This window comes from Streptomyces sp. NPDC111656 (assembly GCF_055656965.1).
Genome location: NZ_JBVKCA010000012.1, coordinates 305,705 through 318,081, shown reverse-complemented (window position 1 = coordinate 318,081; position 12,377 = coordinate 305,705). Strand labels below are relative to the sequence as shown.

Annotated in this window: 12 protein-coding genes and 3 pseudogenes; 7 read left to right on the top strand and 8 right to left on the bottom strand. The window is 67.3% G+C overall.

Translation table 11 applies throughout. From position 1 onward, the window contains the following. Nucleotides 1-348: transposase (locus ACZ7M3_RS32170; RefSeq protein WP_472067773.1), on the top strand; the 348-nt coding region annotated here is incomplete at its 5' end. A 259-nt stretch (nucleotides 349-607) separates the two neighbouring features. Here the strand turns inward: ACZ7M3_RS32170 and ACZ7M3_RS32165 are convergent. Genes ACZ7M3_RS32165 through ACZ7M3_RS32155 form a run of 3 tightly spaced genes read right to left on the bottom strand, consistent with a single transcriptional unit; the run spans nucleotide 608 to nucleotide 3,166 of the window. Beyond that, nucleotides 608-1,438 carry a hypothetical protein gene (locus tag ACZ7M3_RS32165; protein WP_472067771.1) on the bottom strand — a complete coding sequence of 277 codons (831 nt, stop codon included), beginning with the start codon at nucleotides 1,436-1,438 and terminating at the stop codon, nucleotides 608-610. Next, entirely contained in the window at nucleotides 1,435-2,481 is a 1,047-nt protein-coding gene (locus ACZ7M3_RS32160) for a hypothetical protein (protein ID WP_472067769.1), read from the bottom strand. The genes ACZ7M3_RS32165 and ACZ7M3_RS32160 overlap by 4 nt, the downstream gene beginning before the upstream one ends. Nucleotides 2,482-2,500: 19 nt before the next feature. Further along, the gene (locus tag ACZ7M3_RS32155; protein WP_097226962.1) at nucleotides 2,501-3,166 is read right to left on the bottom strand and encodes a vWA domain-containing protein; all 666 of its coding nucleotides are present in this window, start codon (nucleotides 3,164-3,166) and stop codon (nucleotides 2,501-2,503) included. Between the two features lie 211 nt (nucleotides 3,167-3,377). On the opposite strand from ACZ7M3_RS32155, the pseudogene ACZ7M3_RS32150 reads away from it, so the two are divergent. The 5 genes and pseudogenes from ACZ7M3_RS32150 to ACZ7M3_RS32130 all read left to right on the top strand — a co-directional run bounded on the left by ACZ7M3_RS32150 (nucleotide 3,378) and on the right by ACZ7M3_RS32130 (nucleotide 7,834). Further along, nucleotides 3,378-3,822, top strand: a pseudogene (locus ACZ7M3_RS32150) (NUDIX domain-containing protein). Between the two features lie 390 nt (nucleotides 3,823-4,212). Next, nucleotides 4,213-4,798: pseudogene (locus tag ACZ7M3_RS32145) on the top strand (3'-5' exonuclease). Nucleotides 4,799-5,070: 272 nt separating this feature from the next. Beyond that, complete coding sequence (locus ACZ7M3_RS32140) at nucleotides 5,071-5,745, top strand: Type 1 glutamine amidotransferase-like domain-containing protein (RefSeq protein ID WP_472067767.1); 675 nt, start codon at nucleotides 5,071-5,073, stop codon at nucleotides 5,743-5,745. A 229-nt stretch (nucleotides 5,746-5,974) separates the two neighbouring features. Next, entirely contained in the window at nucleotides 5,975-6,814 is an 840-nt protein-coding gene (locus ACZ7M3_RS32135) for an IS5 family transposase (RefSeq protein ID WP_472067765.1), read from the top strand. A 207-nt stretch (nucleotides 6,815-7,021) separates the two neighbouring features. Further along, nucleotides 7,022-7,834, top strand: a complete 813-nt coding sequence (locus ACZ7M3_RS32130) for a DUF6348 family protein (RefSeq protein WP_472067763.1) — start codon at nucleotides 7,022-7,024, stop codon at nucleotides 7,832-7,834. A 30-nt stretch (nucleotides 7,835-7,864) separates the two neighbouring features. Here the strand turns inward: ACZ7M3_RS32130 and ACZ7M3_RS32125 are convergent. The 4 genes and pseudogenes from ACZ7M3_RS32125 to ACZ7M3_RS32110 all read right to left on the bottom strand — a co-directional run. After that, nucleotides 7,865-8,146, bottom strand: a pseudogene (locus tag ACZ7M3_RS32125) (IS630 family transposase); the annotation flags it as partial. A 166-nt stretch (nucleotides 8,147-8,312) separates the two neighbouring features. After that, complete coding sequence (locus tag ACZ7M3_RS32120; protein ID WP_472067761.1) at nucleotides 8,313-8,903, bottom strand: hypothetical protein; 591 nt, start codon at nucleotides 8,901-8,903, stop codon at nucleotides 8,313-8,315. Continuing rightward, nucleotides 8,810-9,253, bottom strand: a complete 444-nt coding sequence (locus tag ACZ7M3_RS32115; RefSeq protein ID WP_472067759.1) for a hypothetical protein — start codon at nucleotides 9,251-9,253, stop codon at nucleotides 8,810-8,812. Before ACZ7M3_RS32115 ends, ACZ7M3_RS32120 begins: the two co-directional genes overlap by 94 nt. Nucleotides 9,254-9,285: 32 nt before the next feature. After that, a complete protein-coding gene (locus ACZ7M3_RS32110) occupies nucleotides 9,286-10,359 on the bottom strand; it encodes an alkene reductase (RefSeq protein WP_472067757.1) in 1,074 nt (357 codons plus the stop codon). A 286-nt stretch (nucleotides 10,360-10,645) separates the two neighbouring features. Here ACZ7M3_RS32110 and ACZ7M3_RS32105 point away from each other — a divergent pair, with 286 nt between their 5' ends. Continuing rightward, on the top strand, nucleotides 10,646-11,146 hold the full coding sequence (locus ACZ7M3_RS32105; protein WP_472067795.1) for a MarR family winged helix-turn-helix transcriptional regulator: 501 nt from the start codon (nucleotides 10,646-10,648) through the stop codon (nucleotides 11,144-11,146). A 575-nt stretch (nucleotides 11,147-11,721) separates the two neighbouring features. Here the strand turns inward: ACZ7M3_RS32105 and ACZ7M3_RS32100 are convergent. Continuing rightward, nucleotides 11,722-12,315: a DUF308 domain-containing protein gene (locus tag ACZ7M3_RS32100; RefSeq protein ID WP_472067755.1), complete on the bottom strand. Its 594-nt coding sequence runs from the start codon at nucleotides 12,313-12,315 to the stop codon at nucleotides 11,722-11,724. Nucleotides 12,316-12,377: the final 62 nt, after the last annotated feature.

Genomic DNA, 12,377 nt, shown 5'->3' with positions numbered 1-12,377 from the left:
AAAGAGGTGCCTGCCACCCTGGACGTTCACCTCATCTGCGACAACTACGCCACCCACAAGACCCCCGCGATCAAGAAGTGGCTGCTGGCCCACCCTCGGTTCCATCTGCACTTCACACCGACCGGCTCGTCCTGGCTGAACCTCGTCGAGCGATGGTTCGCCGAACTGACCAACAAGCAGATACGGCGAGGCGTCCACAGGTCCGTCCAAGCCCTGGAAAAGGACATCCGCAGCTGGATCGCCGCCTGGAACACCGACCCGAAGCCCTACGTCTGGACGAAGACCGCGGACGAGATCCTCGAACGCCTCGCCAGTTATCTGAACAGAATTCCCGACTCAGAACACTAGCAGTGAGACTGTTCCAAGATCCCGGCCCCTTGGGCCCCTGACGCCACACAACGACGACACCCCGCACCCTCAACTCTGGCGCGTGGCACAGCACCGCACCTTCCTGGTCAACCGCCCGGCTCGTCTTCACCTTCCCCTGCGCAGCGTTGATGCGCCCCTGGGGTGCCTTGGGCGCCTCGCGCGTAACGGCGCCGGGACGGAGGCGCTTGCTCGGAAGCCAATTGATCTTCAGCTGGCATGTCCGTACCAGCCATCTCGTTCAACACGGTGACGCCACGGTCACGTTGTCGTCGGCGATGCGCAGCACCCGACCCCTGGCATAGTAGATCGACGTTGTGCCGTTGCCGCCGAGACGCATGACGCAGCCGAGTGCCGCCAACGGGTCGGTCGCGGGCTTCGAGCCGTCGGCGAGGGCGAGCCGGACCTGGGAGACCTGGAAGGCCGGTACACCAAGGGCCATCGGAAGGCGCACCGGCCGGCCTTCGCGGACATCGGCGGCGAGGTGATCACCGAGGCGGTACGGCAACAGGACGAGGCCGACGATGACGAACCCCAGCACCGCGCCGCCGACACCGCGCAGCCACAGACTGCTGTTCCAGCCGAGTCGGACACCCGACGGCCGCAACCAGAGGATTACGAGGGCAGTCGACGCGCCGCAGGCCAGGATGGCGACTACCGAGACCGTGCCAGCCCTGCCGCCGCGCGCTGACGCCCAGGCTGCGACGGCGACGACCGTGGCAACCGCGACGCAACTGGCGGAGATCAGCAGGGTGATCATGGCGCGGCTCCGGACGATGTGCACTACCGCCCGGCCTCGTTCGGCCGCGCGTAGCAGCCACCGGGCGCCGAGGAAGAGGGCGAGACCCGCGATGCCGACGAGGAACGCACGGATCGCCAGCCAGCTGAAGGAGATGCCGGCCTCCTCCGGCGCCACCCCGAAACTGCCGTAGAACCGTGCGGCCAGCACCCAGCCGAAGGCGTAGGAGAACCCGGCTACTCCGGTGACAATCTGTGTGGTCCGGCCGAACCAGTTCGACAGGCTCTCCGCGAACGTCGACGGTACGCCCTCCCCCACCGGCGCCTCGCTCACAGCATCTCGATGAGGAGCAGAATCGCCGCCACTGCGCCGCAGACCAAACCTACAGCGAGTGCAACTCTTTCTTTGACTCCGTAGCTCAAACCGCCCTGCCGTAATGGCTCGGAGACCGTCGTACGCACCGCCGTGCGTGGTGTGCGGGTGCGCGCTGGAGTGTCCTCGAGGGCCTCGTCGAGAATCGCAAGCCACCGGTGCAGCGGGGGGCGAGGAGTCGTCGCACGCACTGACTCACGGAGGACTGGCAGCAGCGCCGCTGGTACCCCCTCCTGGGGCGAGTCCTGGGAATCGGTGGCTGAGGGACGCCACGACGGGGTGCCGAATACCCGGGCGGTCAGCAGGCCGACGGCGTAGGTGACCGAAGCCTGGTCGGGGCGGGGAACTTCACCGCCCAGCACGCGGGGATCGGTCCAATCCGTGGTGGTGAGCAGCGGATCGTCGACTGTACTGCCCGCTGGCCGGATCGAGTCACAGTCCAGAATGAGTACTGCCGGTTCGGGCCGTACGCTCCACAGCAGATTGCCGGCGGAGATGTCCTCGTGCACCAGGCCTCGCTCCTCCAGCCAGACAAACGCTTCGACCGTCAGCCGGAGGAGCACGAGCTTCTCCCGAACGGTCGCCGGCTCGACGCCCACGCGGGCCGCGCGGGTTTCGTAGAGCAGGTAGTTGAAGTCCCGGGCCCGCACCCTGTTGGTGGAGAGCTGTGCGCGGTAGGTCATTTCGGCCTTCGGTACGAGCACGCCGGACACCGCCCCGTCGTCCGCCGTCACCACAGCGAGCGGCCAGGCGAAGCGGCGCCGTAGGAAGGCACCGTCATTGCTGTCGCTGTCCAACTCGCGGTGGAGCCGTACCAGGCGGTCCAGGTCGGCTTCGGAACGCTGGATCGCGTACTTTTTGTACAGGACGCGGTCCTCATGGCCGAAGACGTCGAAAACCGTGGACGAGCCGCCTCGCGACCCGGCCCCATAGGTGCGGAGCTCTCCCTCCTGTACGCGCTGTGGCAGGCTGGGCCAGGTACGGGGTACAGGCTGAACGGTCACGTCACTCCTCCGCAGTCGGTCAGCGGATGTCGGTTTCGTTCAGCGGCGGGTTCGGTGGCGGCATTCGAGGCGGATCCGAGTCCCGGTTGATCGAGACCATCGTCGAGGCGATCAACGACATGGCGTACCTCTCCAGCACCGAGGTGATCCTGGCTGCAAGTACATCGGCGGGAACGTCGCTCCACGCCTCGGCGTCCACCGGGTTGAGGCGTCGCAGGACCTCGGGTGGCAGTTCCTCCATGCCGACACCCATGACCACCAGTTGCGCGCGTGTCAGCTCGTCGAATTCGTGGAACGCCTGCTCCCAGCCGGAGTCCGAAGGCATACCGGCGGTGAGGAGAAAGACGAAGGGCCGGAAGGTCACTGTGTCATGGGCGCGGAGGACCCTCAGGTCTCGTTCGATCACCCGGCCCAGGTAGCGGAAGAGAACGCCGTAATGGGCGGCGCCGTGCCCGGACAGCCGTGGCAGGGAACGCAGTTCGGTGAGGTCGGTCAGTGGCAGAACCAGCTCCGCCTGGTCGCCGAAGGTCACGAGGCCGAGCCGAATATGCTCGCCGAGGAGCGGGTTGCTCAGCAGTTCCTCAGTGAACCGGACGACCGTTTCCTGCACCGCGTCGAGGCGCCCTGACACATACATGGATGTCGAGGTGTCCACAGCCAGGTAGAAGGGCAGTACACGCTGCACGGTCCTGTTCCCCTCTCCCCATACGCAGCTGGCGCGTCCGTCGTGGCTCGGCCTTGCGTCGTCCGTCAGCCTAGCGAACGAATCGCCTGAGCGTCATCGGGCCGTGGCATGCGAGCCGTTCTGCCCACCAACCGGCCGACGAAGGGACACCAGCCGTGGCTCAGCGGAAACCGACGACCAGCCCAAAGCCCTCAAACCCGCCCTCAAATCCATGACCCTGCTGGTCTCCGCGATCATCGTCCACGACAAGGCCACCAACCGCGTCGTCCTCCTCCAACACAGCCAGAACGCCAAGTTCGCCCAGATCATGTGGGACCTCCCCGTCGGCAAGAGCGAACCCGGCGAACGCATCACCCGAAACCGCCGTGCGCGAGCTGTTCGAAGAGACCGGCCTGACGGTAAAGCCCGAACCCCTGAAGGTCGCCCACATCATCCGCGGCGCCTGGGGCGTCGAAGCCCCCAACGGTTTCCTCACCGTCGTCTTCGCAGCCCACGAATGGACCGGCGAACCCGAAAACCGCGAGCCGCACAAACACACCCAGGTCCGCTGGGTCCACGCTTACGCCATCCCCGAGGAGTTCGTGGACACCACCGCCAGCGCCCTCCACCGCTACCTCACCGACGGCCTCCAAGTGTCTCTGGACGGCTGGCGCTAGATCGGCCAGCTCCACCAGGCCCTCACCTTCGAGGGCTTCAAGGTTCTGTCGCACTTGAGCCGAACTACTCATGCGGCGCGGCGGACGCTTTGGCAGCGAGACCGCCCTTCTGGGCAGGGGCCGGGGTGCACCGTCGAACGACGTAAACGGGACGATGCTTGACTGTGGCGGCACGGATGTGGTCTGTGCTTCAGAGGGCGTTCTGCGAGTCTTGGGTGGTTCTCGTAGTCCTTGAAGGCGAATTGTTCGTTTCCAGTGCTTCACTGCGGGCCGTCGGCGCGGTGTTCTGGTGGAATCCGACGCAGGTGAGGACGGTATAGAGCGGGCCGGCGTCGGGGCAGCCCCGAAAACCAGGTGCCCCAGCCGCCGCCCCTCCCTACGCTCCCCGCCATGGACAGCACCTGGACCGAGCACCTCGTCAACGTCGTGGACGTCGAGGCGACCTGCTGGGCCGGTTCCCAGCCGCCTGGCACGGTCAGCGAGATCATCGAGATCGGACTGACCGTCATCGATCTGGCTGCCGGTGAGCGCCTCGCCCGGCACCGGATCCTGGTGAGGCCCGTCCGGTCCACGGTTAGCGAGTTCTGCACGGAGCTGACCGGCCTCACCCCACACGAAGTCGATCAGGGGGTCAGCTTCGCCGAGGCATGCCAGCTGCTGGCGGCCGAGCACCGCGCAGGCACCCGGCCGTGGGTCAGTTGGGGCGACTACGACCGACACCAGTTCACCCGGCAGTGCCAGGCCACACGGACGCCCTACCCCTTCGGCCGCCACCACACCAACGCGAAGGCGGTCTTCACCGAGGCGTATGGTCTGCGCAAACGCCCCGGCATGGCACAGGGCCCTGGAGATCGCCGGGCGGCGGCTTGAAGGCCGTCACCACCGGGGCGAGGACGATGCCTGGAACATCGCGGCCCTTGTGCTCCACCTGTCCGAACGGGGCGTCTGGCCAGCCACGGTCGAACACCCCGTCTGACGCACCCACCCGGACCAGCAGAACCACCCGATCGAAGTGGGGCCGAATCACGTTGCTACAGGGGCGCGAATACCCTGCCCGCACACCCCTCCAGCCCGCCCATGGAGCCAAAAGAACTCCGTGCAGTGGAGCAGAAGTGCTTACAGACACACGGGTCCTCCCCACGCGGGCGGGGGGGGGTGACTGCCTGTTCCTGATGCGGCCATGCCACGACGGTATTGGTGGATCCTGGGTTCGTTGCGCGCGCCCGTCAGCCGTGCTTGGCTCGCCCGATGAACTTTCTGTTGACGGCGAGTGGCCTGCGCAACGAGACGCTGCGGGATGCGCTGCGGGACATGCTGGGAAAGCCGTTCGGGTCGGCGAACATGGTGTTCGTTCCCACGGCGTCCGTTGCCGAGCCCGGGGACCACGGGTGGTTCGTCGCGGACATGAACCGACTGCACGGCCTCGGCTGGCGGGAGTTCGACGTCCTGGAGCTGAACGGCCTGCCCCGGCAGATGGTGCTCGACCGGCTGCTCCACGCCGACGTCATCTATGTCGAGGGCGGCAACCACTACCACCTTGCGCGCAGCATCACCGGCAACGGCCTGACCGACGGCATCCTGGAGGCGCTGGAGAGCCGGGTCTATGTGGGGATGAGCGCCGGATCAATGATCTTCAGTCGTAATCTCACCGAGCACTCCGCCGACGTCATCGGGGACGCGACGGACCTCCACGTGCTCGGCGCGACGACCGTGGAGCCGCCGTTCGGCCTCTTCGACTGGTATCTCAAGCCCCACCTGTACTCGCCGGATTTCCCCGAGCGGGACGACGCCTGGGCTGATCACATTGCCTCGCGGGCGGACTTCCCGATCTACTTCATCGACGACGAGACGGCCGTTCGCGTCAGGGACGGCAAGGTGGATGTCATTTCTGAAGGCCGGTGGCGGTTCCATACCGGAGGATGAGAAACGGGCACGGAAAGAGCGTTTTGTCCCGCCGAGGTTGTTTGGTGGCGCTTCACCGGGACGAGTTGAGAAGACTGCTGGGGCGAGAGTGTTCCATGTGATGGATGGGGCAGGCGTCGCCCTTCGGTCGCCCGGTTTCGTCGGTTCGCTCCTGTCTGATCCCAGGGCGCCCCCGCTTGGCACCGTTTGCGCCCTGCAGGGACGGGCTCGCCGCCGGTACTACCGAAACATGACGCGACAACGCCCGTATCCCAGCGACCTCTCCGATGCGCGCTGGGAATTGATCGGGCCCACCCTCACCACGTGGCGGGCCGAGCGCAGAGGCAAGGGTCTCGACATCGGTCGCCCGCCCGAGCATGACCTGCGCCGCCTCATGGACGCCATCCTCTACGTCGACCGCACCGGCATTGCCTGGCGTTACCTGCCCCACGACTTCCCGCCGTGGGAAACGGTCTACGGCTACTTCGCCGCCTGGCAAAAAGAAGGCATCTTCGACCAACTCAACGGTCTCCTGCGCCGTCTGGTGCGAGAGGCCGAAGGCCGCGACAGCGAGCCGAGCGCCTGCGTGCTGGACGCACAGAGCGTGAAAACCTCGGCGAACGTGCCCGCGACCAGCCAAGGCATCGATGCCGGCAAGAAAATCGCAGGCCGCAAGCGCCACATCGGGGTCGACACCCTCGGCCTGCTCCTGGCCGTCTGGGTCACCGCAGCGAGCGTCTCCGACAACGCCGGCGGCATACACCTGATGTCCCATATCGCCGCCGCTCACCCCCGCGTGACCAAAGCATGGGCCGACACCGGCTACCGCACCAAAGCCATCGACCACGGCGCTCGCCTCGGCATCGACGTGGAAGTCGTCCAACGCGACCCCGGCGTCAAAGGATTCAAGGTGATCCCGCGACGCTGGGTCGTCGAGCGGACCTTCGGCTGGCTGATGCATCACCACCGACTGGCCCGTGACTACGAAACCCACCCCCACCGTTCCGAAGCCATAATCCACGTCGCGATGATCGACCTCATAAGCCGCAGACTCACTCGCGAATCCACCCTGAACTGGCGCGACACCTGAACCTCGAACCAAACAACCTCGGCGGGACAAAACGCTCTTTGAGCCGAACGGCTTCCACTTCACCGCGATTGACGGTGGGTCCTCCCCACGCAGGCGGGGGGGAGCCTTGGAGCACCAGGGGCGCGGGGAACTGCGCGACAGGCCACAGCGGACCGTTCAGACGGGGACGCGCCCCCGGGAGCGTGACTGCGTTCTAAGATCCTCCGCATGTCTTGGATACGTCGCCGAGCGCGTGACGCCGAACCGCCGCCCGAACGCCTGCCGGACCTGGAGCTCCTCGCTCTGGTGAAGGCCAGCCTGGAGAGGTACGCGCCGGGTGTGACGGAAGGGACCGAGCTGAAAGGTAACTCCTTGAGCAGCCCGCACGGGTGGGCGATCGGCGTGATGCCGCCCGTGCACGGCGGTCCCCACCACTACGACCTGGTCGCGCTGCCGGACACGAGCCTCCAGCCCGACGTTCCGTGCTTCATGGACTGCGTTGTGGCGATCGCCGGGGAGGCCCCCAAGGCGGCTGACACATGGGTGCAAACCGCCGGTGCATGCATGTTGGAACTCCTGGACCGGCGCCAGTACTTCGCCGACCATGCCGGTCCCGATGACGAACGCGGCGTTCCCGGGTGGCACTGCATCGCCTCCGGGGCCGTCGGCCTCGGCGTCGACGCCGAGGAGAGCCGTCGCCTGCAGAATTCCCTGGTCGACGCGAACGTGCTCCACCACATCGCGGACACGTTCACGGCAGACCTGGAATCGCCGTTCTTCAACGGCATCAAGGTCTTCTACGGTGGGCAACCCGGCAAGATGCAGGCGGAGATCCGCGTCAACGGGGAACGTCACGAAGCGGCCTCCGCGGCCTTGGCGGCCATGGACCTGCCCGAACCCAACGCGTTCACGATGGTCCGCGCCTACGCCCTGCTGCTCCCCATGCCGGAAGACGGGACCGAGCCGTCGTATCCGCCAGCCAGTCTCGACCTCACCCACACCCACACCCGCGCCTGCGGCTCCGGGAACCAGCCGGCGTGAGCGCGATGCTTACAGTGACGCGTCGCCGGGAACGTCGCGGTAGTCACTCCAGGCGAAGGTGTCGCGTCCTTTGCCCCGATGCTTACGGTGGCGGCGCGGCCGGTAGATCAACCGGGACACCTCGCCGGGCCGCTAGCAGCACATGGCGGCGATCGACCAGCGGCGCCAGGAGCGGCCCCGCACCCGCACCACCGGCGTGTGCCCACGCCGACCCCAGGTGCGAGCGCACGACGCAGTCATCGAGAACCCGGCCTCGTCCTCAAAAACGATGAACGCCCCCAGCGCCGCCGCAGTCATTCCACCTGCTGCCACACATTCCGCGCACGCGCCATCGCGTTGGTGCGGGCAGGAAAAGAACAGAAGTAGGTGTACACGCAGCTGGTCTTGCCGTCGTTGCGGAAGGTGAGAGGGGTGCGGGTGGTACAGGGATCTCCCTGTACCACCCGCACCCCTCTACCCGCTGAGGAGGCCTGCTGCCTCAGTCGGCGGCGCGGCGCAGGAGCGCTTTGGAGGCGTCCAGGTAACGGGCGCTGTACTCCGCACCGAGTTCAGCGGTCGGCAGGATCACCTGAGCCTTGTTGTTGAACATCAAGGCGGTGCGTCCATCGAGGTCGCGGGTGAACAGCAGGGGGACGATCCGCCCCGCGTAGGTCTGCGCAGAGGGACCGGCCAGCCCGGCCACGGCCTCGGCCAGGCGGTGCGCGATGCTGCCTTCGCCCAGGTAGTTGGAGCGGATACCGGTCTTGATGAACCCGGGGTTCAGACCGAAGTACGCCGGCCCGGGCAGCCTGCGGTCGCCCGCGAGCACGAGGATCTCGTTCCCGGCGACGGTGTTCATGTGTGCCGTGAACGGCTTGTAGCCGTGTTCGGAGTTCAGGTCGTCGACCTGGCCGATGTTGCCGGTTCCCGGGGCGCCCATGATGAACACCCGCGGCTGGGGAGCGCCGTCGGGGCGTGCGGTGCCCAGCCGCCCGCTCAGGCCTTGCAGGACGGCCAGGCGGCTGAGGTAGCTGACGGCCAGGTCGCGTTCGATGCCCTCGGCGGTCTCCTCGCGCTTCTTGGCCGCCATGATTCCCAGTGAGAAGAAGGCGACGTCGTAGGTCTGAGCGGGAAGTTCCCTGCCCAGCCGGACGGCGCCTCGCGCATCGAGGACAAGTCCGCCTGGATGAAGGTGAGGTGCTCGGATGCGGGGTCGCGGAAGGTCCGTCCGACCACGGTCACCTCGGCGCCGAGCGCAAGGGCCTGCTGAGCCACAGCGCGGCCGAGGCCGGCTGTCCCGCCGATGACGAGCACGCGCTTGGAGATCAGGTCCAGCTGCTCGACCGGGGTGACCGCCACCGTGGTCGCGCGGTCCACGATCCCGTTCAGTCGCACCTTGGGCTTCTTCGAGGCCGCCGACCTGTTGTCATCAGGAGTCATACCGGGGTGCCTCCGTTCCTTGGTTGCGTGGGTCAGGGCAGGGTGGGGTAGTCCGTGTAGCCGCGGTGGTCGCCGCCGAAAGAGGTGGCGCGGTCGGGGGTGTTGAAAGGGCCGCCGGCCGCGAGGCGGGCGGGGAGGTCGGGGTTGGCGAGGAAGAGGGCGCCGTAGGCGATCAGGTCGGCGGTGTCGTCCTCGATGAGGTCCAGCGCGTCGGGGGCGGTGGGCTCCATGCCGGTGAACGGGTTGAGGACGAAGGTGCCCGGCCACGCCTTGCGCAGCCGCACCACCAGGTCACGGACTTCGGGAGCCTCCATCTGGTGGAGGTAGGCCAGGTTCAGCGGAGCGAGCGCGTCGACGAGGGCGGTGTAAGTGGCCTCGACGTCGGCCCGGTCGCTCTCGTCGATGTCGTTGTAGGGGTTGCCGGGCGAGATGCGCAGGCCCACCTTGTCGGCGCCGATCGCGTCGACGACGGCCTTGGCGGTCTCGACGGCGAAACGGATGCGCTTTTCGGGGCTGCCGCCCCAGGCGTCGGGGCGCTGGTTGGAGTTCGGGGCGAGGAACTGGTGGATCAGATAGCCGTTCGCGCCGTGCAGCTCCACGCCGTCGAAGCCGGCCTCGACGGCGTTGCGGGCAGCCGCGGCGAAGTCGGCGATCGTCTCGGCGATCTCGGTCTCGGTCAGGGCGTGCGGCGTGACGAAGTCCTGGGGCCCCTCGTGGGTGTAGACCTGCCCCTTGGCCGTGACGGCGGACGGGCCGACGGGGGTCAGGCCCATCAGGCTCGGGTGGCCGACGCGCCCGGTGTGCATGAGCTGCAGGAAGATCACGCCGCCCTCGGCGTGCACCGCGTCGGTGACCTTCTGCCAGGCCGCGATCTGCTGCGCGGAGTGGATGCCGGGGGTGTTGGGGTAGCCCTGGCCGACCACCGAGGGCTGGGTGCCCTCGGTCACGATCAGCCCGGCGCTCGCGCGCTGCGCGTAGTAGGCCGCCGTCAGGTCCGTCGGGCTCTGTCCGGGACCGTAGGCGCGGCTGCGCGTCATCGGCGCCATCACGATGCGGTTGGCCAAGCGGGTGCCGGCCAGGTCGTAGGGGGTGAAGGCCTTGCTCATGGTCGTGGTTCCTTGTCTCTGACGGGCCTGCGCGGGGTCATAGATGCCGACGCACAACATTTACCTGCTCGAACAAGTAAAGCATGGGATGCGATCCCTACTGTGTCCGCCGCAGCGCGAGAAGCAGCTCAAGGCCATGTCGCGGGGACCCTGCATCGGGCCACGCCGAGCGATAGACTGTAGTTACATGTTCGAGCAGCCTCATGGAGAAGTGCAGCGTCACATGACCCGTCCAGACTCCGAGTCCGTCCTTCCGGCCGACGCCGCCGAGGCAGCGCGCATGCCGATGCCGCCGTCGGTCCAGGCCGGGCCGATGACTCACGCGATCTTCCGGGTGGCCCGGCTGCACCGCATGCTCGCCGGACAGCTCCTACGCCGGGTCGGGCTCCACCCCGGCCAGGAGCTGGTGATGATGCAGCTGTGGGACCTGGGCCCACAGCGCCAGATCGATCTCGTCCGGCTCCTCGGCTCCGACGCGGCCACCATGACCCGCACCATCACTCGGCTCGAACACGCCGGATTCGTCCGCCGCCGCCGCAGCCTCACCGACAAGCGGGCGACCATCATCGAGCCCACCGAAGCCAGCATCGCCTTGCGCGACCAGGTGAACGAGGTCTGGGCGGAGCTGGAGGAATGTGCCGCCGGGGAACTGCCGCACGAGCGCAAGGCCGAGGCAGTGCAGATCCTGGAGGAGATCGAGGCGAACCTGGCCCTCGCCGCGGCCGATCACGCACAACAGGAAATCGGCGGTCAGGCCGCACCTCCAGAGCAAACGGATCGCCCGTAGCCGACCCCGGTCCTGCTGTCCTCCACCAGGGTGCGCACATCTTGAGCCGGGTTGCCCGTCAGTCTTCGTGGTCAGTGCCCTCGGCAGACAACGGCGCGACGTGGAGGGTCCTGCCTGCGGATTTCCCTCCATGGGGACGGTTTACGGGCTTTTCTGGAGGTGGAACCGGGCCGGGGTCATCACCTACATCCGTGACCAGCTGCGGCGCCGAATCCGTATCGGCAAGGGCCGCTGCCCACACCCGGTGACGCTGATCGTCGGCTCCCGGTCAGTCAAGGGAACCTCCACCGTCGGCCGCGCCAGCCGCGGCTACGCCGGTAACCTCGTGGACTGGGCCCCGCGAACGCCTCTGGCTCACCCTGCGCATCGCCTCCCGGCCCAAAGGCGTCAAGGGCTTCGTCGTTCTGCCCCGCCGCTGGAAAGTCGCGCGCACGATCGGCTGGTGCATGAACGCCCGCCGCAACGCACGCGACTACGAACGACTGCCCCAGCACTCCGAAGCCCACCTGAACTGGGCACTCATCACCCTGATGACCCGGCGGCTCACAAGGGGGCCGGTCCCCCTCACCCCTCCTTCAGCAGACGTGCTTCGCGAGCCGGTCTCTTGCGGCCTCGTACTGCTCCTGTACGTAGTCCTCGCGGAAGTAGGAGGCCCGGGGGAACTCCTCCTCGTGACCGCATTTCGCGCAGACCAGGTCCGGCAGGTCGTGCGGAGGAGGCTCGGCTGTTACCGAATGTTTGGCATTGGTGACGGGGAAGCCATTGCCGTGACCGCTGATGCCTACCTCATCCGAGGCGGCCATCCCGAACACCAAGCCGAGGATGGGACCCGCGATCACGAGCAGCACCCCCACAACAATGGCGCCGCTGAATGCGAGGACCACGATCCCCGCCACGAGCGCGCCGAGACCGCCCCAGGCCAACGCCTGCCAGCGCACCCGCCGTTGCCGGGTACCTGTGACGCTGTACACGGTGAAGGTCAGCTCCTTGCCGCACACCCCGCAGCGCATCACTCGCCGGGCGGCCGAGAGCCCGTCGTCGGGCCGCACGATCTCCCACGGCATTCCCTCGTAGTCCCACGCCATGGTGGACGGGCCCGCCGGACGCCCCCAGAAGTTCATCCGATGGGAGACCGTCCCTTGCTGTCTCTGCGCGAAGTCGTTCGGCACGCCAGAACTCCCTCCGGTGCATGGGCAGTTACCAGCTGACGCACACATCATCTCGGGGCCGC